General features: G+C 62.4%; 26 protein-coding genes and 2 tRNA genes. 14 read left to right on the forward strand and 14 right to left on the reverse strand.

Annotated features, from left to right (window positions below):
• Nucleotides 1-553, forward strand: a 553-nt coding sequence (locus KBY85_RS12710; RefSeq protein ID WP_254961853.1) for a DUF3177 family protein, incomplete at its 5' end; no start/stop codon positions are given.
• 46 nt (nucleotides 554-599) lie between these two features.
• The gene (locus KBY85_RS12715) at nucleotides 600-926 is read left to right on the forward strand and encodes a hypothetical protein (protein WP_241518269.1); all 327 of its coding nucleotides are present in this window, start codon (nucleotides 600-602) and stop codon (nucleotides 924-926) included.
• A gap of 9 nt (nucleotides 927-935) precedes the next feature.
• Here KBY85_RS12715 and KBY85_RS12720 read toward each other — a convergent pair whose 3' ends face one another.
• Genes KBY85_RS12720 through KBY85_RS12730 form a run of 3 tightly spaced genes read right to left on the reverse strand, consistent with a single transcriptional unit; the run spans nucleotide 936 to nucleotide 4,912 of the window.
• A complete protein-coding gene (locus KBY85_RS12720) occupies nucleotides 936-1,520 on the reverse strand; it encodes a cupin domain-containing protein (RefSeq protein WP_254961854.1) in 585 nt (194 codons plus the stop codon).
• Nucleotides 1,430-4,348, reverse strand: a complete 2,919-nt coding sequence (gene ileS, locus KBY85_RS12725; protein ID WP_254961855.1) for an isoleucine--tRNA ligase — start codon at nucleotides 4,346-4,348, stop codon at nucleotides 1,430-1,432. Before ileS ends, KBY85_RS12720 begins: the two co-directional genes overlap by 91 nt.
• Before the next feature lie 24 nt (nucleotides 4,349-4,372).
• Entirely contained in the window at nucleotides 4,373-4,912 is a 540-nt protein-coding gene (locus tag KBY85_RS12730) for a Ycf66 family protein (protein ID WP_254961856.1), read from the reverse strand.
• Nucleotides 4,913-4,977: 65 nt separating this feature from the next.
• Between KBY85_RS12730 and KBY85_RS12735 the strand changes: the two genes are divergently transcribed.
• Together KBY85_RS12735 and crtR are read left to right on the forward strand one after the other, a co-directional pair.
• Nucleotides 4,978-5,059: transfer RNA gene (locus tag KBY85_RS12735), tRNA-Leu, on the forward strand.
• 55 nt (nucleotides 5,060-5,114) lie between these two features.
• On the forward strand, nucleotides 5,115-6,140 hold the full coding sequence (gene crtR, locus KBY85_RS12740; RefSeq protein WP_254961857.1) for a beta-carotene hydroxylase: 1,026 nt from the start codon (nucleotides 5,115-5,117) through the stop codon (nucleotides 6,138-6,140).
• A gap of 18 nt (nucleotides 6,141-6,158) precedes the next feature.
• On the opposite strand, the gene gatC is transcribed toward crtR, so the two are convergent.
• The gene (gatC, locus tag KBY85_RS12745; RefSeq protein WP_254941723.1) at nucleotides 6,159-6,452 is read right to left on the reverse strand and encodes an Asp-tRNA(Asn)/Glu-tRNA(Gln) amidotransferase subunit GatC; all 294 of its coding nucleotides are present in this window, start codon (nucleotides 6,450-6,452) and stop codon (nucleotides 6,159-6,161) included.
• 31 nt (nucleotides 6,453-6,483) lie between these two features.
• Nucleotides 6,484-7,254, reverse strand: coding sequence for a creatininase family protein (locus tag KBY85_RS12750; RefSeq protein ID WP_254961858.1), 771 nt, complete (start codon nucleotides 7,252-7,254; stop codon nucleotides 6,484-6,486).
• 62 nt (nucleotides 7,255-7,316) lie between these two features.
• On the opposite strand from KBY85_RS12750, the gene KBY85_RS12755 reads away from it, so the two are divergent.
• On the forward strand, nucleotides 7,317-7,619 hold the full coding sequence (locus KBY85_RS12755; protein WP_254961859.1) for a glycine/sarcosine/betaine reductase component B subunit: 303 nt from the start codon (nucleotides 7,317-7,319) through the stop codon (nucleotides 7,617-7,619).
• Here KBY85_RS12755 and KBY85_RS12760 read toward each other — a convergent pair.
• The gene (locus KBY85_RS12760; RefSeq protein WP_193486239.1) at nucleotides 7,613-7,750 is read right to left on the reverse strand and encodes a hypothetical protein; all 138 of its coding nucleotides are present in this window, start codon (nucleotides 7,748-7,750) and stop codon (nucleotides 7,613-7,615) included. The two genes, KBY85_RS12755 and KBY85_RS12760, sit on opposite strands and share 7 nt — an antisense overlap.
• Between KBY85_RS12760 and KBY85_RS12765 the strand changes: the two genes are divergently transcribed.
• Complete coding sequence (locus tag KBY85_RS12765) at nucleotides 7,749-8,441, forward strand: DNA-3-methyladenine glycosylase (RefSeq protein ID WP_261359641.1); 693 nt, start codon at nucleotides 7,749-7,751, stop codon at nucleotides 8,439-8,441. The two genes, KBY85_RS12760 and KBY85_RS12765, sit on opposite strands and share 2 nt — an antisense overlap.
• Here KBY85_RS12765 and KBY85_RS12770 read toward each other — a convergent pair.
• Both KBY85_RS12770 and KBY85_RS12775 read right to left on the reverse strand, forming a co-directional pair.
• Nucleotides 8,428-8,847, reverse strand: a complete 420-nt coding sequence (locus KBY85_RS12770; RefSeq protein ID WP_254961860.1) for a type II toxin-antitoxin system VapC family toxin — start codon at nucleotides 8,845-8,847, stop codon at nucleotides 8,428-8,430. The two genes, KBY85_RS12765 and KBY85_RS12770, sit on opposite strands and share 14 nt — an antisense overlap.
• Nucleotides 8,844-9,086, reverse strand: a complete 243-nt coding sequence (locus KBY85_RS12775; RefSeq protein ID WP_254961861.1) for an AbrB/MazE/SpoVT family DNA-binding domain-containing protein — start codon at nucleotides 9,084-9,086, stop codon at nucleotides 8,844-8,846. The genes KBY85_RS12770 and KBY85_RS12775 overlap by 4 nt, the downstream gene beginning before the upstream one ends.
• 96 nt (nucleotides 9,087-9,182) lie before the next feature.
• Between KBY85_RS12775 and KBY85_RS12780 the strand changes: the two genes are divergently transcribed.
• Nucleotides 9,183-10,205 (forward strand): aspartate carbamoyltransferase catalytic subunit, encoded by a 1,023-nt coding sequence (locus KBY85_RS12780; RefSeq protein ID WP_254961862.1) that lies wholly within the window; start codon nucleotides 9,183-9,185, stop codon nucleotides 10,203-10,205.
• A gap of 20 nt (nucleotides 10,206-10,225) precedes the next feature.
• Here the strand turns inward: KBY85_RS12780 and KBY85_RS12785 are convergent, their stop codons facing one another.
• The 4 genes from KBY85_RS12785 to KBY85_RS12800 all read right to left on the reverse strand — a co-directional run bounded on the left by KBY85_RS12785 (nucleotide 10,226) and on the right by KBY85_RS12800 (nucleotide 11,387).
• Nucleotides 10,226-10,579: a DUF565 domain-containing protein gene (locus tag KBY85_RS12785; RefSeq protein WP_254961863.1), complete on the reverse strand. Its 354-nt coding sequence runs from the start codon at nucleotides 10,577-10,579 to the stop codon at nucleotides 10,226-10,228.
• A 299-nt stretch (nucleotides 10,580-10,878) separates the two neighbouring features.
• The gene (locus tag KBY85_RS12790) at nucleotides 10,879-11,076 is read right to left on the reverse strand and encodes a hypothetical protein (RefSeq protein WP_094559179.1); all 198 of its coding nucleotides are present in this window, start codon (nucleotides 11,074-11,076) and stop codon (nucleotides 10,879-10,881) included.
• Between the two features lie 43 nt (nucleotides 11,077-11,119).
• The gene (locus tag KBY85_RS12795; protein ID WP_254961864.1) at nucleotides 11,120-11,281 is read right to left on the reverse strand and encodes a PCP reductase family protein; all 162 of its coding nucleotides are present in this window, start codon (nucleotides 11,279-11,281) and stop codon (nucleotides 11,120-11,122) included.
• Between the two features lie 33 nt (nucleotides 11,282-11,314).
• Nucleotides 11,315-11,387, reverse strand: a tRNA-Ala gene (locus tag KBY85_RS12800).
• Nucleotides 11,388-11,450: 63 nt separating this feature from the next.
• On the opposite strand from KBY85_RS12800, the gene KBY85_RS12805 reads away from it, so the two are divergent.
• Both KBY85_RS12805 and coaBC read left to right on the forward strand, forming a co-directional pair.
• Nucleotides 11,451-11,660, forward strand: a complete 210-nt coding sequence (locus KBY85_RS12805; protein WP_106632313.1) for a DUF2555 domain-containing protein — start codon at nucleotides 11,451-11,453, stop codon at nucleotides 11,658-11,660.
• Nucleotides 11,650-12,903, forward strand: a complete 1,254-nt coding sequence (coaBC, locus tag KBY85_RS12810; protein WP_254961865.1) for a bifunctional phosphopantothenoylcysteine decarboxylase/phosphopantothenate--cysteine ligase CoaBC — start codon at nucleotides 11,650-11,652, stop codon at nucleotides 12,901-12,903. Before KBY85_RS12805 ends, coaBC begins: the two co-directional genes overlap by 11 nt.
• Here coaBC and KBY85_RS12815 read toward each other — a convergent pair.
• The gene (locus tag KBY85_RS12815; RefSeq protein WP_254961866.1) at nucleotides 12,900-13,226 is read right to left on the reverse strand and encodes a hypothetical protein; all 327 of its coding nucleotides are present in this window, start codon (nucleotides 13,224-13,226) and stop codon (nucleotides 12,900-12,902) included. The genes coaBC and KBY85_RS12815 overlap by 4 nt on opposite strands.
• A 141-nt stretch (nucleotides 13,227-13,367) precedes the next feature.
• Between KBY85_RS12815 and psbO the strand changes: the two genes are divergently transcribed.
• The 4 genes from psbO (at nucleotide 13,368) to KBY85_RS12835 (ending at nucleotide 17,985) form a co-directional block, all read left to right on the forward strand.
• The gene (gene psbO, locus KBY85_RS12820) at nucleotides 13,368-14,180 is read left to right on the forward strand and encodes a photosystem II manganese-stabilizing polypeptide (RefSeq protein WP_254961867.1); all 813 of its coding nucleotides are present in this window, start codon (nucleotides 13,368-13,370) and stop codon (nucleotides 14,178-14,180) included.
• A 144-nt stretch (nucleotides 14,181-14,324) separates the two neighbouring features.
• Complete coding sequence (sat, locus tag KBY85_RS12825) at nucleotides 14,325-15,488, forward strand: sulfate adenylyltransferase (protein ID WP_254961868.1); 1,164 nt, start codon at nucleotides 14,325-14,327, stop codon at nucleotides 15,486-15,488.
• Nucleotides 15,489-15,524: 36 nt separating this feature from the next.
• Nucleotides 15,525-17,369: an ATP-dependent zinc metalloprotease FtsH3 gene (gene ftsH3 / locus KBY85_RS12830; protein ID WP_254961869.1), complete on the forward strand. Its 1,845-nt coding sequence runs from the start codon at nucleotides 15,525-15,527 to the stop codon at nucleotides 17,367-17,369.
• A 22-nt stretch (nucleotides 17,370-17,391) separates the two neighbouring features.
• Entirely contained in the window at nucleotides 17,392-17,985 is a 594-nt protein-coding gene (locus tag KBY85_RS12835; protein ID WP_254961870.1) for a bifunctional 4-hydroxy-2-oxoglutarate aldolase/2-dehydro-3-deoxy-phosphogluconate aldolase, read from the forward strand.
• Here KBY85_RS12835 and aroC read toward each other — a convergent pair whose 3' ends face one another.
• The gene (gene aroC, locus KBY85_RS12840; RefSeq protein ID WP_254961871.1) at nucleotides 17,986-19,074 is read right to left on the reverse strand and encodes a chorismate synthase; all 1,089 of its coding nucleotides are present in this window, start codon (nucleotides 19,072-19,074) and stop codon (nucleotides 17,986-17,988) included.
• Nucleotides 19,075-19,133: 59 nt separating this feature from the next.
• Here aroC and nth point away from each other — a divergent pair, with 59 nt between their 5' ends.
• Nucleotides 19,134-19,787 (forward strand): endonuclease III, encoded by a 654-nt coding sequence (gene nth / locus KBY85_RS12845; protein ID WP_254961872.1) that lies wholly within the window; start codon nucleotides 19,134-19,136, stop codon nucleotides 19,785-19,787.
• The last annotated feature ends 242 nt before the right edge of the window (nucleotides 19,788-20,029 follow it).

Here is a 20,029-nt window from a genome sequence, read left to right on the forward strand (position 1 = left end):
CGGCTTGCCCCTAGTGCTCCTGATCTGGGCGTCGGTACGCAAGGAGGGATCCTTGGTGCGCCTGCTGGGGATTTATTGGAAGGTGGCCAGCCTGTTGCTGCTTGCAACCCTGCTGCTCACCGACCGGCGGCCCCTCGGCTTTGTGGTTTTGCTGCTGGCCCAGCTACTGGTGGTGCTTAGCGTCTGGTTCTGGGTGGATCTCAACGAGGAGCTGGCCGACCTGCCGCCCTGGCGTCCCTTGCCCCTGACCCTGCGCATCTGGCGCTGGAGTCTTACGGTGTGGGCCGTGCTTGGCGCCCTGCTTACTGCCACGGCCCTTGGCTGTTTGGGCCCCGGAGGCTTGGCCCAGCCCCGTTGCGCCGCTTGGATTCAGCCGCCCCTCGGCCTGCACCGGCATGTTGAGGGTCTGTTTGCCTTCATTTTTGGCGGCGAATGGACCCCTGGCGTGGCCGCCTTCATCGGTTACGTGGGTTTGGTTGCCTATGTGGTGGGACTGTTGCAATGGCTGCTGGTGCGCTTGCCGAAGCAGGGGCGAATCGCTGGCGATTTCTGAGGATCAGCCCTATTGCTTCCTCTGCCGCCCCGCCTTCTCTCTGGCCATGACCCTCTCCGCTGCATCTGCGATGGCCCTGCTGGCCAGGCTGGAAGAATTGAGCCGGGAGCGGCCCGATCGGGTGCTGCGGCTCAGGGGCCAGCTTCAGTTGGCGGCAGGTCCGCTTGAGCCCTACGAGCTGCTGATTTTTCGCGGTTTTTCGAGCAGCACCACCCACCCCACCGATTTCGATCCCGACCAGCCACTGCTGCCCGAGGGGGCGGTGATCGAAACAGCTGAATTACTGCAGGCCCCCCTGAATCCGGCCTCGGAACAGCTGTTGGCTGGGCCCGTTTCCCCTGAGGTTTTCCTTGAATCCGGCGGTTGGGATTGAGCCCCCAGATCAGCCCATCCCAACCAGGCGGCGCCAATCACTGCAGCAGGATTCCAGCTGGGCGGCGTGGCACTGCAGCTGGGTCTGGCTGGCTAGTTCGAAATCGACGAAATCAAAGCCTGGGGCCACTGTGCAGCCCACCAGGCTCCATGTGGTGTTTCCAGTTACGGGTTCAGCTGCGAACCAGCTGCCAGCAGGCACTACAACCTGGGGCCGTTCTCCGGTGCTTAGATCAAGCCCAAGCCTGCTGACGCAAGCCTGGCCATCCGGGTGGAGTTGATAGATCAGGAGCCCGTCGCCGCCATGGTGGTGCCAGGCCTCATCGGAGCAGATCCGATGCCATCTGGACCACTCGCCTGCTGCCAGTAAATACAAGATCGCCGTGCTGGCGGCCCTGGGTCCCCGCGGCGTTTCCACCACCTCACTTGACCGGTAGGTCTCGCGGTAGTGGCCACCCTCCGGATGGGGCTGGAGTTCCAGCCGCTCAATCAGTGCCTTGGCGTTCAGGACAGCACTGCCACGCAGCGACCGCAGAGGCTGGGATGGGCGCTGTGCTGGCCGATGTCGCTCTCGTAATGCCAGCAGCGCTCGCATTTTTGGCCTTCGGCCTTGGCAATGCGCACCGTGATGCCGTTTTCGCTGGCTTCGGCCAGTAGCTCGGCAGGAACTGCACCTCCTTCCTCCAGTCCCGACACCAGCAGCCAGTCGGCCAGGTTGTCGACGCTGGGGTGGCTTGAGCTGGCCAGCCAGTTCAGGGCCTCCGCCGTGTTGGTGCTGCCTGCTTCCAGCTCCAGCTGCACCTGGGCTTCCAGCGAAGCACCGAGCTGGCCGCTGGAGCGGCAGCTCTCCAGTTGGCGATTCACCAAAGATCGCAACTCCAGGATTCGCTCCATCGGCGCCTCCAGTTGCGCTTGGCGCCAGCCATCGGGGGCCGTGGGCCAGCCCCGTTCGAACACCGAGGTTTCGGCTACCGGGTAGGGCAGGTTTTGCCAGATGTCCTCGGCCATGTGGCACAGCACCGGTGCGATCAGCCCGGCGAGACGCTCCAGCACCAGGCTCAGCACCGTTTGGCAGCTGCGGCGGCGGAACTCATCGGCTCCGCTCACGTAGAGGCGGTCCTTGGCGATGTCGAGGTAGACGTTGGACAGGTCCACCACGCAGAAGTTCTGCAGGGCTTGGAAGAAGCGGTAAAACTCATAGCGCTCGAAGTCTCCCGTCACGCTGTCGATCAGGGCGGCGGTGCGCTGCAGCATCCACTGATCCAGCAGAGGCAGCTGGTCGTAGGGCACGGCATCGCTGTCTGGTGCAAAGTCGTGCAGGTTGCCGAGCAGGTAGCGGGCCGTGTTGCGCACCTTGCGGTACACATCCGCCAGCTGCTTGACGATCCCAGGCCCCAGCGGCACGTCGGCCGAGTAATCCACCGAGCTCACCCACAGGCGCAGCACATCGGCGCCGTAGGCAGGCTCTTGCTTTTCGTTCTTGCCTCCCTCCACCAGCACCGCCGGATCGACGACGTTGCCCAGCGATTTGCTCATCTTGCGGCCCTTCTCATCGAGGGTGAAGCCGTGGGTGAGCACCCGCTTGTAGGGGGCGTGGCCATTCACGGCCACTGAGGTGAGCAAGCTGCTCTGGAACCAGCCGCGGTGCTGATCGCTGCCTTCTAGGTAGAGATCGGCGGGGTAGTGAAGGCCGCGCTCTTGGAGCACGCCAGCCCAGGAGGAGCCTGAGTCAAACCACACGTCCATGGTGTCGCTGCCCTTGCGCCAGTTGCTGGCTTCGGCGGCGTAGGCCTCAGGCAGCAGGCCTGCCTCATCGCGCTGCCACCACACATCCGCACCGTGCTCGGCGATCAGGGCCTGGATGTGGCCCAGGGTGGCTTCGTTGAGCAGCACCTCACCCGTTTCGCGGTGATAAAAGACGGGGATCGGCACGCCCCAGGTGCGCTGGCGGCTGATGCACCAGTCGCCCCGATCGCTCACCATCGCTTCAATTCGGTTGCGGCCGCTGGCAGGCAGCCAATCCACCTCGGCGATGGCGCCAAGAGCGGCGGCGCGGAAGCCCTCCACTGAGGCAAACCATTGCTCGGTGGCTCGGAAGATCGTCGGTTTTTTGGTGCGCCAGTCGTAGGGGTAGCGGTGTTCGTAGCGCTCTTGCTTGAGCAGCAGGCCGGTGGCTTCCAGGGCACTGAGGATCGCGGGGTTGGCGTCCTTGAGCACGTTGGTGCCAGCAAACGGCCCGGCTTCGGCGGTGAGGTTGCCGGCCTCATCCACGGGGCAGAGCACAGGCAAGCCGTATTTCTTGCCGGTGTTGAAGTCGTCTACGCCGTGGCCCGGGGCGGTGTGCACCAGGCCCGTGCCGGCCTCAGTGGTGATGTAGTCGCCGCCGATTACCACCGGGCTGGTGCGCTCCAGCAGCGGATGGCGGTAAGTAATTCCCTCTAGCTCGCTGCCCTTAAGGATTAAAAGAGGAGTGAGCTCCAGTCCCAGGCTGGTTTGCAGGCTCTCAATCAGCTCAGCGGCTACCACCAGGTGGCTGGCGGCTGGGGTGGGGGCGTCGCCCCTTGCAGCCACTGCGCAGATGGCGTAGTCGAGCCGCCCATTCACCGACACCGCCAGGTTGGCCGGCAGTGTCCAGGGGGTGGTGGTCCAGATAGCCACTGCCAGGCCGCCAGCCCCTGTGGCCGCCTTGGCCGTTAGGCCAGCAGCTTCTAATTGGGTGGCCAGGGCCTCGGGTAGCGCCACCACCGGGAAGGCCGCGAAAACGCTGGGGGAGGTGTGGCCGTCGGGATATTCGAGTTCGGCTTCGGCCAGGGCGGTGCGGGAGCTGGGGCTCCAGTGCACCGGTTTGAGGCCTCGATAAATGTGGCCAGCTAGCACCATGGCGCCAAAAACGCCGATCTGGGCGGCCTCGTAGTCCTTCTGCAGGGTGAGATAGGGCGTTTCCCAGTCAGCCCAGATGCCCCAGCGGCGGAAGCCGCTCTTCTGGCCCTCCACCTGCTCGAGGGCGTAGGCGTGGGCCTTCTGGCGCAGCGTTACCGGGGTGAGCTCGGCCCGGTCGCTGCTGCTGAGCCCCTGCAGCACCTTGAGTTCGATTGGTAGGCCGTGGCAATCCCAGCCAGGCACAAACCGCGCCCGCTTGCCCTGCAGCAGGGCGGTTTTGTTGATGATGTCCTTAAGGATTTTGTTGAGAGCATGGCCCACGTGCAGGGCCCCATTGGCGTAGGGAGGGCCGTCGTGCAGGGTGAAAACCTCGCCGGGGTTCTGCTGGCTCAGGCGCTCATAGAGCCGCTGCTGGGCCCAGAACGCCTGGATTTCCGGCTCGCGCACCTTGGCATTAGCCCTCATCGCAAAGGGCGTCTGCAGCAGGTTGAGCGTGTCCTTGTAGGAGAGGGGGTAGGAGACGGGCGCAGGGCTGGCGGTCACGTCGCCTGGGGGCAGCAGAGCTGATTATCCCGCCTGGCTGCTGGAGGGCTCGGGCAGCGGTTGCGGTTCCGGGATTTCGGCCGTCACCAGGCTGTCGATCACCAGGCTGTCGATCTCGCTTATGGAGCTCGGCTCTTCCGGGCGCACCCAGCGTTTGCCACTGGCTTTGGGCTGGCGTTGCTGAGTCAGCCATTGGCTAATGCCTGAAGTGGCAGTGGTCAGGAGGGTGAGCAGATGGGCCAGGCTGGCGCCGGCTTGTTGCAGGCTCGTCTGCCAGCGTTCCGTCGACCAAAGCCGCTGCTGCTCCTCAGCGGTGAGCTGCCGCCAGCGGCCCTGGGAAACCTCGCCTGCGAGCCTGCCGATCAGTAGGCCACCGCAAAGCACGCCCAGCATCGGTGCGCCCGTGAGCCGGTCTGCACTGGTTACAAGCACCAGGCCCAGCAGCAGCACTACGGCGCCCCAGGCCGAATCCCGTGGCCGGCTCAGTTCGGTGGCCAGCAGCGGCAGCAGCAGGATGGCGAGTCCCAGCAGCAGCGCCAGGAGTCCGCCCAGGGTGGCGAGCATGGCCAGAAGGCGTGGAGTCCCCCATTGTGGGCGACTCCACGCATCTGTCTCTACAGTCCCGTTCTGCCCACCTGGCGGAATTGGTAGACGCGCTGGTTTTAGGTACCAGTGGCTTAGGTCGTGGGGGTTCAAGTCCCCCGGTGGGCATCATCACTTTCTTAAGTTGCCTTGATGCAACGTTCTGGGATCTGGTTCGGCTGAGATGACACAGGTTCTGGGCGCCTCTTCAACTGCCGTGCACTCCGAGGGGGCAATGGCATCTCCCTCGCGGCTTGTGCCGCGCGAATTTCTTGACCCGCCTGCTGCCTGGAACCCCACGGTTGGGCTGTTTTTGGCTGGCTACGGCTTGGCTGCCCTCACGATTTGGGGCTGGTTTGTGGCTGGCTGGCCCCTGCCCGTGCTGCTTGGTACCGGATTTCTGGCCCTGCACTTAGAGGGCACGGTGATTCACGACGCCTGCCACAACGCGGCCCATCCGCACCGCTTCTGGAATGCGGTGATGGGCCATGGCGCTGCCCTGCTGCTTGGCTTCAGCTTTCCCGTTTTTACCAGGGTGCACCTGCAGCACCATGCCCATGTGAATGATCCCAAGAACGATCCTGATCACATCGTCAGCACTTTTGGACCCCTGTGGTTGATTGCGCCACGATTTTTCTATCACGAGCTGTTTTTCTTCCGCCGCCGTTTGTGGCGTCGTTATGAACTGTTTGAGTGGGGCCTAGCTCGGGTTGTATTTGTGGCGATTGTTGTGGCCGCTGCAAAATTTGGCTTTCTTGACTTTATTTTCAACTGCTGGTTTGCCCCTGCCCTAATGGTCGGAGTGACCTTGGGCCTGTTCTTTGACTACTTGCCCCACCGCCCCTTCCAGTCGCGCAACCGCTGGCACAACTCCCGCGTTTATCCGGGACGACTGATGAATTGGTTGATCATGGGTCAGAATTATCACCTTATTCATCACCTGTGGCCGTCTATACCCTGGTTTGAATACCGCCCTGCTTATCACGCCACTAAGCCCATCCTTGATGCCAAAGGTTCGCCCCAGCGGCTTGGCTTGTTTGAAACCAAAAATGATGGTCTTAACTTCCTCTACGATATCTTTCTTGGCGTTCGAAGTCATCGCAAAAAGCGCAGCAAGCTTAGGCCTATTGCTGCATTAATGCCCACCCGCCATGCCCGCAGGCGAGTGCTGGAGTTGCTTCATCGCACTGCAATTTCGCCGGTGCGATAATTGGATAGCTGACTTGGCTCAGCTAGCTACGATTTTGGGCACCCGGATGAAGTCTCCCTCCCTTTGGGGAGCTTCATTTAGTAGCTCTTCGCGCACGTCCGTAGGGGTTACCAGATCTTCACGGCAGACGTTTACTACTTCCACCGCTCGAGTGGTGGCTGGCACTCCTTCTGTGTCTACTGTTTCAAGGTGGGCTACGTAGTCGAGGATGCGCTCGAGCTGGCCGGTGTAAGTGGCGATCTTGGCCTCGGGCAGGTCTAGGCGGGCCAGCTTGGCGACCTTGCGCACGTCGTCTGCGGTGATCTTGCTCATCGGGAATTACCAGATATGCCGACGCTAGCGCTCAGGTCAGAAAGGCTTCCAGGTCTGAGGCAAGGGCGGTGGCGGCCAGCTCCAAGAAGCGCTCGCCATGGCTGGCCTGGGCCAGGTAGGGGTTTGAGCCCATGCGGCCATCCGGATGGCGGCGGCGGAAATCTTCGGGGCCGTGGATGGGGCCGGCCGGGGCTGGATCAGGCAGGGGCCTCTGCTTGGTCTGCAGGCTGGGCTCCAGGTGCAATGTGAGGGCTATTTCGCTGGGGGTGGCGTGGTGACCTTCTTCCGCGCCATAAAGGCTGCGCGCCTCCTGCATTACCGGGCCAGCCATGAACCAATTGGCCAGCTTGCAGCGCAGCCGCGGCGCCACCGCCAGGCCCCGATCGGCGGCGCTGGCATAGGCCTGGGCAAAGGCGGCCTTGCTGGTGGCGATGTTGCCGCCATGGCCGTTGATCACGTAGATGCGCTCGAAGCCGTGGCGTGCAAGTGACAGCACCACGTCGTGCAGAACGGCTAGCAGGGTGGATGGTTGCAGGCTCACGGTGCCAGCAAAGCCCAAGTGGTGCTCGGCCATTCCGAACGCCTGGGCCGGAGTCACCAGCACGCCGGTGCGGCTGCCCACTTCCAGGGCCACGGCCTCGGCCGTGAGCGCATCGGTGCCGATGGCGCCGGTGGGGCCGTGCTGCTCAGTGGACCCTAGGGGCACGATCACGCCCTTGCAATTTTCCAGATAGGTCTCCACCTCAGGCCAGCTACGCAGTTGCAGGCGAATGGCGTCATTGGAGCTGGCGGATTGGATCATGGTGAACAGCAGGTAGACCCTGGAGACTGGCTAATGTTTGAAGGCCAGCAGTGCCTCGGCCCATGCTGCACCGCAAGCTTTATCAGTTTTGTGCCGAACAGCGCCCGGTGTGGGTGTTTTTGCGTGACCAGCAGCGCTGGATTGAGGAGGCCACGGTGGTGGAGCTCGAGGGGGATCTCGTCACCCTGCGCTACGACGCTGAAGACGACGACGAAACCCACAGCTGGGAGGAGAGCGTGCGGCTCGATTCAATCGGGGCCGTCAGCACCAGGCTGGCCTACGTCTGCCGCAGTGGCAGCCCCGATGACGTGATCACCTCCGAAGACTGCCCTGAGGCCGAGAGGCTGTCTGGTCAGGGTCAGTGAGCGGTGCCGTTGCCGTCGTAGTCGTCGCTGTCGTAGTAGCCGCCTTTGGTGCCAAAAAACAGGGTGGCCAGTACAAAAAGGCCGCTGCCAAAGATCAGTACGGTGGCGAGGGAGAAACCGGTGGTGTGCATGGCGGACCCTGGTTTTGGCACTAAGGACTTCAGTTTGCTGGCGGCTGCTCCCAGTGGCGAGCAACACGTCGAACTTGTGGTGAATCCATTGCCGAAGGCCTTCTTCGCCCGCCCCGCCGAGCAGGTTGCCCCTGAGCTCATCGGCTGCCTGCTGGTGAAACGCCAAGCCTCAGGCGAGTTGCTGTGGGGCGTAATTGTGGAAACGGAGGCGTATTGCCAGAGCGAGCCCGCCTGCCACGGTTATCGCCGCCGCTCCCCCAGCAACGAAACCCTGTTTGGTGAGCCTGGGCGGTTTTATGTCTATGTGAGCTATGGCATTCACCACTGCGTCAACGTGGTGACAGGGAGAGCCGACTGGGCCAATGGGGTGCTGCTGCGCGCCGTGGCCATTCCTGGTGAGCCGGAGCGGCTGGCGGCGGCTCCCGCCCTATTGGCACGCTGCTTTGGCATCGATCGCTCCCATAACGCCCAGCTGGTGCATCCCGATCAGGGCCTGTGGCTCGCCCCGCGCCCCCCAGCGCTGGCAAATATGGCCGCGGTCCACTTGATGCAAACCAGCCGCATCGGCATCTGTCAGGGCCAGGACCTGCCCTGGCGCTGGTATTGGCGGGCGAGCCGCAGCATCAGCCGGCGGGTCAGGGGTGATCGGCAGCTTCCAGCGCAGGAGGCTGGAAGGATCAGCGGGGTGTGATCACCCTCGGTTGCAGATTCAGCGCGCGTGCAGGATTGGCGAAGCTGCGCTGATCGAAAGAGGCGATCGCCGTGCAGGCGCGGCAACTGGCATGGTGCAGCGCATCGGCGAAATCAAGCCCGGCGCGCAGCCCTGCCAAGGCCTGTTCGATTGCGGCGCGGTCTTCGAGCTGGAGGGTTGGCAGGTTCAGCAGTGCGTCAAAGACAAGCCCAACCTGATCCCGGCTGAATCGGTAATACCCCCGTAGCACCCACTCCAATTCCAGAGCCACGGTTTTGGGCATAAACAGGCCCTGGCCCGATTCGAGCAAGGTGCGTGCGGCTTCTCTCTGCTTGACGGTGGCGTCATCGGCACCGGCTTCGTCGATGAAGTAGCGGGCCAGCACATTGGTATCCAGGCCGATCACGGCTGCAACAGCATGGCCGGATCGAAGTCGCTTGGCACGGCTGGGATGGTCGTTTTCAGCAGGCCAAAGCCGCTGGCTGTGGGGCTGCTTGCTGGTCGCGCCGGCCTCACCTCCAGGTGATCGCCCACCAATTCAAAACAAACACGGCTGCCCCTGTGCAAGCCCAGCTGCTGCCGCATCATCTGGGGAATCGTCACCTGCCCTTTGCTGGTCACGGCGCAACCGCTGGATTCAGCCATGGCGAGGCCTAGCTTGGATAGGTATTACTTGGTAAGAATAGGTGCTGTGGTGTCCCTCGGCTGGCCCTACCGTGGTCCTGTGAGTCGCCGCACCCCTTGAGCAGCTGGAGCCACCGCCACGTGCTGGATCTGGCGGCCTTTTCGCTGGATGATTTCACCACCGTGCTCACGCTGGCCCAACGTTTCCGGGCCCTGCCGGTGGCTGGAGCTCGCAAGTTGCCCGCCCTGCAGGGGCGGTTGATGACCAGCCTTTTCTTTGAACCAAGCACCCGCACTCGCAGCAGTTTTGAGCTGGCGGCAAAGCGGCTCTCTGCCGATGTGCAGAGTTTTTCTCCCTCCTCCAGCTCCCTCAGCAAGGGCGAGAGCCTGCTCGATACGGCCCGCACTTACGTGGCGATGGGCGCCAATGTGCTGGTGGTGCGCCATCGCTGCGCCGGGGTGCCCCAGAGCCTGGCGGCCGAGCTCGACCGTGCCGGTGAGCGGGTCGCGGTGCTCAATGCTGGCGATGGCCTGCACAGCCATCCCAGCCAGGGATTGCTGGATTTGTTCACCCTGGCGCGCCACTTTGCCCCTGAAGCCCCCACGCCCGCGGCTCTGAGGGGCAAGCGCATTGTGATTGTGGGTGATGTGCTCCACTCCCGCGTGGCCCGCTCCAACCTCTGGGCCCTCACCGCCTGCGGCGCCGAGGTGGTGCTCTGCGGCCCGCCCACCTTGCTGCCCGCCGCCTTCGCCGACTTTGTAGCGGCACCACCGCCAGGCCAGGCGGCCGATCCGGTGGCGGCGCGGGGCCCGGTGCGGATTGAGCGCAGCCTGGAGCAGGCCCTGGCCGGGGCCGATGCGGTGATGACTCTGAGACTTCAGAAGGAGCGCATGCATCAGCACCTGCTCACTAGCCTCGACACCTATCACCGGCAATTCGGCATCACCCGATCGCGCCTAGCCCCCTGCGGCCCGTCCGTGCCACTGCTGCATCCGGGCCCGGTGAATCGGGGCGTGGAGCTGGCGGGAGATGTGCTCGACGATCCCGCCGTTTCACTGGTGGAGGAGCAGGTGCGCAATGGCATCCCTGTGCGCATGGCCCTGCTCTATCTGCTGGCCGCGGCAGAACCGCTGGCTTGAAAAGCTTTCCAGCAGTTGAATCAGAGCAACTTGAAGCCGTCAAGCAGCAAGCCGTAGAGCAAGCCGATTCGTGCCATATCGAGCAATTGCAGCACGAGTGCATCGCCACCACGACGTATCAGCGGTCCCCTGGCGCGAATGGCCAGCTCGATGGCGGCCACGCAGATCAGTGCCCCCACCGGGTCGAGCTTGGCCAGGGTGCCGGTGATCGAGCCGACGGCTCCGCCAATGCTGAAGCTGATCAGCAACACGATCAACAACAGCGATAGTCGCCGCCAGGGATTGGCTGCCCAACTCTCTAGGGCCGCCCGAGCCTGGGCAACCCGTTCCTGAAAGCCGGTCTGTTGATAACGACTTCCGGGAGGTGAGGCCATCACGGCTGAAGGGTTATCAGCGAGGGCCAAAAGGGGAGGCAGGGATGCTGAAGGCGGTGATCCCCATCACCCGGCCCGAGCCCTGCCATTGCTTTTCTACACCATCTCTGGCGTGTGCGCAGCCTTTTGGCGCTACATATAGGGGATTCCAATAAAAAAGCCCGAGGCCAATGGCCCGGGCTGGGTGATGGGGACTGAGCAACCAAAGCGCCTGGCTGGCCAATGATCAACTGCCCGCAGACGTTTGCCAGAGCGTCCCAAGGGGCTTGACGTCCCCCAGGGGCTTCCCGATCTGGGTCTCAGCCGTCGCTGTCCTTCTTGCGTGAGGATTTGCCCTCGAGGAGCTCCAGTAGAGCTTCCATCTGGGCCATAACCCCACGTACCTCGCCGGCTTCTGGCAGTAAGCCGTCGTCCATGACACCCTGGTGCATTTCTCGGAGCTCCTGGCGGATGTACCGCAGGTGGCTAACCACCTGTTCGCGTTTCGACTGCGACATCTATGGGTGTTCTACTGATGCACCCTTTTACCGCATCGCCGGGTCACTTCTGGCCAAACCTTGCCTTGGCCTGCTCGTAGAAGGGGGCATCGATGGCGCTAAGACCGGCCTCCTGGGCCATGGATTCGATGCGGCGCCGCACTGCTGGACGTACAAAAAAGGGCACTTCCTTAAGTTTGGCTTCGGCGTCTGGATGCCAATCCATAGGGCTGACCAGCAGCACTTCTTTGAGTCGTAATGGAGAATAGGGGACTCGAACCCCTGACCTCTGCGGTGCGATCGCAGCGCTCTACCAGCTGAGCTAACTCCCCGGCTTAGGGCTCTCTTGTCCCTAGAAGCCCATTATCCCCGACCTCACCTCCCTAGCAACTTCCATGAACGCGTCGATCACCCCCGAACGGCTCGCCGCTTTCGATGAAGCTTCGATAGCCGAACTCGCCCGTCGACTGGAGGAAGACGACTACCCCAGTGCCTTTGACGGCTTAGCCGATTGGCACCTGATGCGTGCCCTGGCGATCCACCAACCGGAGTTGGCTCGGCCCTACGTGCATCTGGTGGACCAGGAACCCTTTGATGAGGACTGATTCGGCGGCTGCTGCTGACCCCTTGGTGCACCCGCTGGCTGGTCGCCGCGTGTTGGTGGGTATCAGCGGCAGCATCGCTGCGGTTAAGTTGCCTCTGGTGGTGAGCTCCCTGGTTCAGTGCGGCGCCGAGGTGCGTTGCCTGGTTACGCCGTCGGCGGCCCAACTGGTAAGTCCGGTTGCCCTTGCCAGCCTCAGCCGCAATCCCTGCAGCCTCGATGCGGATCAGTGGAGTCATCGCGCTGCCAGGCCGCTGCATGTGGAGCTGGCGGAGTGGGCTGAGTTGGTGTTGGTGGCGCCCTTGAGTGCCACCAGCCTGGGTCGTTGGGTGCATGGGTTGGCTGACAGCCTGTTGGCCAGCACCCTGTTGGCAACCGAGGCGCCGGTGCTGGCTGCTGCGGCCATGAACACTTCAATGTGGATCTCCCCGGGAGTGCGCCGCAACTGGGAGCTGCTGCAGGGTTTTGAGCGGGTGTTGCCCCTGGGGCCTACGGCGGGCTTGTTGGCCTGCGACCAGCAGGGGGACGGCCGCATGGCTGAGCCGCAACAGCTCCTACTGGCCTTGCAGTGTCTGCAGCTGTGGGGTTGGCAGCGGGACTGGGCTGGCTTGCGGCTTTTGGTCACTGCCGGCCCTACCCGCGAACCACTGGATCCGGCCCGCTTTCTCACCAACCCCAGCTCCGGGCTGATGGGTGTGCTGCTAGCCCAGGCAGCCCGGCTGCGTGGGGCGGAGGTGACTTTGGTGCATGGTCCGTTGACCGTGGATTCCCAGTTGCTGGAGGGCTTGGCTTGTGTGCCTGTCCAGACGGCGGCCGATATGGAGCGGGCCTTGGTGCGTCTTCAGCCTTGTGCCGATGCCATTGCCATGGCGGCGGCTGTGGCCGACCACCGCCGCCAGCAACCGCTCCCGCACAAACTGACCAAAGAGGAGCTTTCCGTTGAGCTCGCCTCCGGCTGGCAGCCGGTGCCCGATCTTTTGGCTGGCCTGGTGAGCCGCCGGCACCCCGGTCAGCGGATTTTGGGTTTCGCGGCCCAATCGGGCGATGTATTGGCTCAGGCCCGTGCCAAGTGGGCCCGCAAAGGCTGCGACCTGCTGTTCGCGAACCCGATAGATCAAGCCGATGCGGGCTTTGGCGTGAACAGCAACCACGGTTGGCTGCTGGGAGGGCAGGGCGGTGAGCAACGCATCGAGCCAGGCTCAAAGCTGGCGATTGCCCAGCAATTGCTTACCGCCCTGAGGCCCTAAGCCACCAGAGTCTCTTCGGCGGGCAGGTTCTCGTCTGCAGCAGCTTCGTGCTGGAGCAGATCCATGAAGGTGCGCAGTTGCAACCTCGGGATGTAGGGCCAGCCCCCACTGCGCTCGACGCTTTGCAGCAGGCTGAACAGCTGGCTGCGGTCGGCTGGAAGGCTGCCCCGGAATGGACCGTCTTGGACCGAGCGATGCAGCTGCTCGAGCTGGCGCAGCAGGGTCAGCAGGTCTTCAGGCTTGCCTTCGAGCTCACTTGCCAGCTCGTTTAGTTGCTGCAGCTGGTTGGTGAGACGGCCTTGCTGGGATGGGGTGAGGCTCATGACTGGTCTTGCTTTGCGCTCGCGTCTGGCTCTCGCATACAGGTTGTTGAGAGCCGCGACATCGTACGGGGAATAGCAGATTTGCACCGGTAGGATCGGCGACAGCCCAGTTCCCATCCACCGTCTCTGCGGCGTTTCCCCATGAGTTTTCGTCCTCTGCTGGCTCTTGTGCTGGCGCTGTGCCTGACCCTGGTGACCGCGTGCAGCGGTGGCGCCAAGGCAGTGGATCGCGCCAATCTCACCTACGAAGACATCCACAACACCGGCTTAGCGAACGACTGTCCGACCCTGCCGGAATCGGCCCGCGGCTCGATCTCCCTCGATTCCGCCGCTAAGTACCAGCTCCGAGAAATTTGCATGCACCCTGCCGAGGTGTACGTGAAGGGTGAGCCAGCTAACAAGCGCCAGGAGGCACAGTTTGTTGCCGGCAAAATTCTTACCCGTTTCACCTCCAGCCTTGATCAGGTTTACGGCGATCTGGCAGTTACTGCCGATGGCCTTAGCTTCAAGGAGCTCGGCGGCATCGACTTCCAGCCGATCACCGTGCTGCTGCCCGGTGGTGAGGAAGTGCCCTTCACCTTCTCCAGCAAGGAGTTGTTGGCCACGGCTGATGGTTCAGCTCTGACCACCAGCACCGACTTTGAAGGTCCTTACCGGGCTCCCAGCTACCGCACCAGCAACTTCCTCGACCCCAAAGGCCGTGGTCTAACCACCGGCTACAGCAGCGCTGTCGGCCTGGTTCCTGCTGGAGATGAGTTCACCGGCGAAACCGTGAAGCGCTATGTGGATGGCTCCGGCACCATGAACCTCTCAATTACCAAAGTCGATCCCAGTACAGGCGAGTTTGCCGGTGTGTTTACTGCAATCCAGCCTTCCGACTCCGACATGGGCACCAAGGCGGTTGTCGATGTCAAGATCGTCGGCCAGCTCTATGGCCGCCTAGAGCAGGCTTGACCCCTGGGCGCTAGCTCGCAGTTCTTGCCTGACTCTTTAAGGCCCCATCGGGGCCTTTTTTATTGGGTTCTGGGTCTTTTTATTGGCACTTGAGCCTCGACTCCCCCGGTCTGGGAGAATCCACGCCTTCCTGAGTTGGCCTCCATGACCGCCGCTGAATCCGCTGGCTTGATCGCGCCTCACGGTGGGTCTTTGGTGAATTTGGCAGTGCCTGCGGCTGAGCGCGAGTCGCTGCTCGCTGGGGTGAGCCGCAGGATCGAGTGCAGCGATCGCAATGCCTGCGACGTTGAGTTGCTGGTGGTGGGAGGCTTCTCGCCCCTACGTGGCTTCATGCATCAGCAGGACTATGAAGCCGTGGTGGCGGGCCACCGCACCACCAGTGGCCTGTTGTTTGGCCTGCCGATCGTCTTCGACACCGACGACGCTTCGATTGCTATTGGCGACCAGCTGCTGCTCACCTATCGCGGTCAGGAGCTGGCCGTGCTGACGGTGGAGAGTCGCTGGGAGCCTGACAAGGCGCGTGAGGCTCAGGGCTGCTATGCCACCACCTCAATTGAGCATCCGGCGGTGAAGATGATCGCCACCGAGCGGGGTCGCATCTACCTCGGCGGCAGTATTCAGGGCCTGGAGCTGCCCAGCCGGGTGTTCCCTTGCAAAACGCCCGCTGAAGTGCGCGCAACTCTCCCCGCTGGCCAGAGCGTGGTGGCTTTCCAGTGCCGCAACCCCATTCACCGCGCCCACTACGAGCTGTTTACCCGGGCATTGGACGCGGCCAACGTCAGTGAGCAGGGTGTGGTGCTGGTGCACCCCACCTGCGGCCCCACCCAGGACGACGACATTGCCGGCGAGGTGCGCTTCCAGACCTACGAGCGGCTGGCGGCAGAGGTGAATAACGCCAGAATTCGCTGGGCCTACTTGCCTTATTCGATGCACATGGCTGGCCCGCGGGAGGCTCTGCAGCACATGATCATCCGCAAGAACTACGGCTGCACCCACTTCATCATTGGCCGCGACATGGCCGGCTGCAAAAGCTCCCTCAGCGGCGAAGACTTCTACGGCCCCTACCAAGCCCAAGATTTTGCCCGCGACAACGCTGCAGAGCTCGGGATGGAGACCGTGCCCTCGCTCAATCTCGTTTACACGGAGGAGGAGGGATACGTGACCGCTGAACATGCCGAAGCCAGAGGCCTGCACATCCGCAAGCTCAGCGGCACCCAATTCCGTCAGATGCTGCGTGGTGGCGAAGAAATCCCAGAGTGGTTTGCCTTCCGTAGTGTGGTCGAAGTGCTGCGGGCCGCAGCCGGTTAACATTCCGTAACTGACTTCTCAGCTGAGGCAAGGTTCTTGAAGAAGCGCTGGCGCAACGCGGGGCTCTATGTCCTTTTGGTGATCGTGATGATCGCCGTGGGCACGGCTTTCCTCGACAGGCCCGACCCGGCCAATGCGCCGCGCACTCTCCGCTACAGCGACTTCGTAGAGGCCGTTCAGGACAACGAAGTCTCGCGGGTGCTGATTTCCCCAGACCGGGGCACGGCCCAAGTAGTCGAAAACGACGGACGCCGTGCGGTCGTCAACCTTGCTCCTGACAAGGACCTGCTCAAGCTGCTCACCGACCACAACGTCGATATCGCGGTCCAGCCCAGCCGCGAGCCCGCTGCATGGCAGCAGGCCGTTGGCAGTCTGATTTTCCCGCTACTTCTCCTTGGTGGCTTGTTTTTCCTGTTGCGTCGCGCCCAGGGTGGTGGTGGCAATCAGGCAATGAATTTCGGCAAGAGCAAGGCGCGGCTTCAAATGGAGCCCCAAACCCAGGTGACTTTTGGCGATGTGGCCGGTATTGAGGGAGCGAAGCTCGAGCTCACTGAAGTCGTTGACTTTCTCAAGAACCCAGATCGCTTCACCGCGGTTGGCGCCAAAATTCCTAAAGGGGTGCTTCTGGTAGGCCCGCCAGGAACCGGTAAAACCCTGCTCGCCAAGGCTGTGGCAGGGGAAGCTGGCGTGCCCTTCTTCTCGATTTCCGGTTCGGAATTCGTCGAGATGTTTGTGGGTGTTGGCGCCAGCCGGGTGCGTGATCTTTTTGAGCAAGCCAAAAAGAGTGCTCCTTGCATCGTTTTTATTGACGAAATCGACGCCGTAGGCCGCCAGCGCGGAGCTGGTCTTGGCGGTGGCAACGATGAGCGCGAGCAGACCCTCAACCAGCTGCTTACAGAGATGGACGGCTTTGAGGGCAATGCCGGCGTCATCATTGTGGCTGCAACCAACCGGCCAGATGTGCTGGACGCAGCCTTAATGCGCCCAGGCCGTTTTGATCGCCAGGTGGTTGTAGATCGTCCCGACTACGCCGGCCGCCTGCAGATCCTTGGCGTCCACGCCCGAGGCAAGACCTTGGCCAAGGATGTCGACCTCGACAAGATTGCTCGCCGCACCCCTGGCTACACCGGTGCTGACCTGGCAAACCTCCTAAACGAGGCCGCGATTCTCGCTGCCCGCCGTCAGCTCACTGAAGTGGCGATGGACGAGGTCAATGACGCCATCGAGCGCGTCATGGCTGGCCCGGAGAAGAAGGATCGGGTGATGAGCGAGAAGCGGAAGCGGCTTGTTTCTTATCATGAAGCTGGCCACGCCCTGGTCGGTGCCCTGATGCCCGATTACGACCCGGTGCAGAAGATTTCGATCATTCCTCGGGGTAATGCAGGCGGCCTCACCTTCTTCACCCCTTCTGAGGAGAGGATGGAATCAGGTCTCTATTCCCGCGCCTATCTGCAGAACCAGATGGCAGTTGCCCTAGGTGGTCGTGTTGCTGAAGAGATCGTCTACGGAGAAGACGAAGTCACAACCGGCGCTTCTAACGACCTCCAGCAGGTAGCCCGAGTTGCCCGTCAGATGGTTACTAGATTCGGCATGAGCGATCGCCTTGGCCCCGTGGCCTTGGGTCGCAGCCAGGGGGGCATGTTCCTGGGGCGTGATATCGCTGCAGAGCGTGATTTCTCTGAAGACACCGCTGCCGCAATCGACGAGGAAGTCAGCGAACTGGTGGCGGTGGCCTACAAGCGTGCCACTTGCGTTCTCGTCGACAATCGTTCGGTGCTTGATGAGCTCGCCGAGATGTTGGTAGAGAAGGAAACAGTCGACGCTGATGACCTGCAGGAGCTGCTGATCCGCAGCGACGTGAAGGTGGCGGAATACGTCTGAACCGCCAACGCTGCTAGCCGCTTTGCACCACCAGCCCCTGCTGGTGGTGCTTCGTGCTTATGACCTGCTTGAGCTGCTGCCCTGTTTAGAGCGTTTGCAGGAGCTGGGTGTTCAGCATGTAGAGCTTGCTTGGAGCAGCAACCCCCTTTGGGTTGCCCAGGCGATTGAGCTTCGTCAGCGCTTCGCGCATTTGAGATTGGGTGCGGCTTCGGTAGTTGACTTGGCTGGCCTTAACGCTGCTGCTGCTGCTGGCCTGGGCTATGCGGTTTCACCGGTGCTGGATCGTGACTTGATTGAGGCTGCAATCGCTCTGCGTTTGCAGTTCGTGCCAGGTGTGATGTCTCCATCAGAGGTGCACCTAGCGCGTTTGTGGGGATGCTCCATCGTCAAGCTCTTCCCCGCAGCTGCGCTGGGCCGTTCCTATTGGCAACGACTAGCAGCTCCTCTGGCTGGCGCTGATGGCTTGCCCTTTTGCATTGCGGCAGGTGGACTTGGCCCTGCTGATGTGGAGCCCTGGCTGGCTGCCGGAGTTGATGCGGTCGCCTTGGGTGGTTCCCTGGTTAACCCCGCCGATTGGGAGGCGTTGGCCAGGCTTGTCGAGCGCCTGCGGACCTAGCTACCACAGGCCGCACTGGCCCTTTTGGCGTAGCAAGTGATCGGCGAGCACTAAGGCCACCATCGCCTCCACCATCGGCACGGCCCGAGGCAGTACACAAGGGTCGTGCCTGCCTTTGGCCTCCAGGGTGGTGGCTTCTCCACGGTCATTGATCGTCTGCTGGGCCTTGCGGATCGTGGCGGTGGGCTTGAAGGCCACCCGAATCACAATTTGCTCGCCGTTGCTGATGCCCCCCTGGATGCCACCGGAATTGTTGGTGGCTGTGTGCAGGGAGCCATCGCTTGTGGGTAGGAAGGCATCGTTGTGCTCGCTGCCCTTGAGCAGGGTGCCTGCGAAGCCCGAGCCGATTTCAAACCCCTTGGTGGCCGGCAGCGACATCACCGCCTTGGCCAGGTCCGCCTCGAGTTTGTCAAATACGGGCATGCCAAGGCCCATTGGCGCCTGGCGTACCAGGCAGGTGATCACGCCGCCGCAGGAATCGCCCTCCCGGCCGATTGCCTCGATGCGCTCGATCATCTGGGCTGCCATGGCTTGGTCGGGGCAGCGCACAATATTTGCTTCCACGGCCGCCAGGGTCACCTGTCCTGGGTCGATCGAAGCCTCAAGGTTGTGGATGCGCTCCACCCAGGCGATCACTTCGGTGCCGTGGGCCTTGGCCAGGAGCTGTTTGGCGATAGCCCCGGCAGCTACTCGGCCGATGGTTTCTCGGGCAGAAGCCCGGCCGCCGCCGCTGCGGGCTTGTATGCCGTACTTCGCTTGGTAGGTGGCATCGGCGTGGGAGGGACGGAAGGCCACTTCCATTTCCCTGTAGTCCTGCGGTCGCTGATCCTTGTTGCGCACCACCATCGCGATCGGTGTGCCGAGGGTCACGCCATCGAGCAGGCCACTGAGAATTTCGACCTGGTCATCCTCCTTGCGGGGGGTGGTGATCTTGCTCTGGCCTGGCTTGCGGCGGTCGAGTTCGGCCTGAATCGCTTCTAGATCCAGCTCCAATCTGGGCGGACAGCCGTCGATGATTACGCCAACCCCGCCGCCATGGGATTCGCCGAAGGTGCTGATCCGAAAGAGATCTCCGAAGCTGCTGCCCATGGCCCACCTGCGTTGGGGCGAGCCTACAAACTGGGCTTCACCTTTGGCATAGCGCGATCTTGAAGAGGCAGGAGCGTGTCGCCCTAATCATGGAGCGGCTGCAGCAGCACTACCCCGAAACCCCTGTACCTCTCGACCACAGCGATTCCTTCACGCTGCTGGTGGCGGTCCTGCTGAGCGCCCAATGCACAGATAAGAAGGTCAACGAGGTCACCCCGGCCCTGTTTGCAGCTGGCCAGGACCCTGCTGCGATGGCAGCCCTGAGCGAGGAGACGATCCTGGCCCATATCCGCCAGCTTGGCCTGGCTCGCACCAAGGCTCGCAATGTCAAACGCCTTGCCGAGCTCTTGCTTGAGCGCCATGGCGGCATGGTGCCCCGCAGTTTTGAACAGCTTGAGGCCCTGCCTGGGGTTGGTCACAAAACCGCAAGTGTGGTGATGGCCCAGGCCTTCGGTGTGCCCGCCTTCCCCGTAGACACCCACATCCACCGATTGGCGCAGCGTTGGGGTCTCAGCAGTGGCAAGAGTGTTGTGCAAACGGAGCATGATCTCAAGACTTTGTTTCCTAAAGAAGCCTGGAATCGCTTGCACCTGCAGATCATTTTTTATGGGCGCGAATTCTGCACGGCTCGTGGTTGTGACGGCACCATCTGCCCGCTGTGCCGGGAGCTTTATCCCCGCCGGCGTACTGCTGTGATCTGGCGTAAGCCCTGACTTCTTGCTTTTGCCTAGTGGCTACATACGTAGTCCCCTCTCGCTCTGTGCTCCCTTCTATTTAGCTGCCCAAGCTTGTTGCGCAGGTTGTTGTACAAATTGGGCAACCACCCATGCAACAAAAAAGCCCCCTTATTCAAGGGAGCTTTTGGGATTCCGTTATTGCCCAGCCGTAGCTGGGCTGTTGACTATCAACCGATTGCAGGTGCGGTCAGTGCCACGGGTGTGGCAGTAGCAGCAGC

This window comes from Cyanobium sp. BA5m-10 (genome assembly GCF_024346255.1).
GTDB classification, from domain to species: Bacteria; Cyanobacteriota; Cyanobacteriia; order PCC-6307; family Cyanobiaceae; genus Cyanobium_A; species Cyanobium_A usitatum.

What these genes read in the sequence shown, in the direction of transcription:
- crtR (WP_254961857.1), top strand. Translation starts at nt 5,115, where the DNA reads ATGACACAGGTTCTGGGCGCCTCTTCAACTGCCGTGCACTCCGAGGGG.
- KBY85_RS12760 (WP_193486239.1), bottom strand. Translation starts at nt 7,750, where the DNA reads ATGCACACCACCGGTTTCTCCCTCGCCACCGTACTGATCTTTGGCAGC.
- psbO (WP_254961867.1), top strand. Translation starts at nt 13,368, where the DNA reads ATGAGTTTTCGTCCTCTGCTGGCTCTTGTGCTGGCGCTGTGCCTGACC.
- KBY85_RS12790 (WP_094559179.1), bottom strand. Translation starts at nt 11,076, where the DNA reads ATGTCGCAGTCGAAACGCGAACAGGTGGTTAGCCACCTGCGGTACATC.
- gatC (WP_254941723.1), bottom strand. Translation starts at nt 6,452, where the DNA reads ATGAGCAAGATCACCGCAGACGACGTGCGCAAGGTCGCCAAGCTGGCC.
- sat (WP_254961868.1), top strand. Translation starts at nt 14,325, where the DNA reads ATGACCGCCGCTGAATCCGCTGGCTTGATCGCGCCTCACGGTGGGTCT.
- KBY85_RS12730 (WP_254961856.1), bottom strand. Translation starts at nt 4,912, where the DNA reads ATGCTCGCCACCCTGGGCGGACTCCTGGCGCTGCTGCTGGGACTCGCC.
- KBY85_RS12815 (WP_254961866.1), bottom strand. Translation starts at nt 13,226, where the DNA reads ATGAGCCTCACCCCATCCCAGCAAGGCCGTCTCACCAACCAGCTGCAG.
- KBY85_RS12765 (WP_261359641.1), top strand. Translation starts at nt 7,749, where the DNA reads ATGGCGGACCCTGGTTTTGGCACTAAGGACTTCAGTTTGCTGGCGGCT.
- KBY85_RS12720 (WP_254961854.1), bottom strand. Translation starts at nt 1,520, where the DNA reads ATGCGAGCGCTGCTGGCATTACGAGAGCGACATCGGCCAGCACAGCGC.
- aroC (WP_254961871.1), bottom strand. Translation starts at nt 19,074, where the DNA reads ATGGGCAGCAGCTTCGGAGATCTCTTTCGGATCAGCACCTTCGGCGAA.
- KBY85_RS12750 (WP_254961858.1), bottom strand. Translation starts at nt 7,254, where the DNA reads ATGATCCAATCCGCCAGCTCCAATGACGCCATTCGCCTGCAACTGCGT.
- KBY85_RS12795 (WP_254961864.1), bottom strand. Translation starts at nt 11,281, where the DNA reads ATGGATTGGCATCCAGACGCCGAAGCCAAACTTAAGGAAGTGCCCTTT.
- KBY85_RS12715 (WP_241518269.1), top strand. Translation starts at nt 600, where the DNA reads ATGACCCTCTCCGCTGCATCTGCGATGGCCCTGCTGGCCAGGCTGGAA.
- KBY85_RS12785 (WP_254961863.1), bottom strand. Translation starts at nt 10,579, where the DNA reads ATGGCCTCACCTCCCGGAAGTCGTTATCAACAGACCGGCTTTCAGGAA.
- KBY85_RS12755 (WP_254961859.1), top strand. Translation starts at nt 7,317, where the DNA reads ATGCTGCACCGCAAGCTTTATCAGTTTTGTGCCGAACAGCGCCCGGTG.
- KBY85_RS12775 (WP_254961861.1), bottom strand. Translation starts at nt 9,086, where the DNA reads ATGGCTGAATCCAGCGGTTGCGCCGTGACCAGCAAAGGGCAGGTGACG.
- coaBC (WP_254961865.1), top strand. Translation starts at nt 11,650, where the DNA reads ATGAGGACTGATTCGGCGGCTGCTGCTGACCCCTTGGTGCACCCGCTG.
- KBY85_RS12805 (WP_106632313.1), top strand. Translation starts at nt 11,451, where the DNA reads ATGAACGCGTCGATCACCCCCGAACGGCTCGCCGCTTTCGATGAAGCT.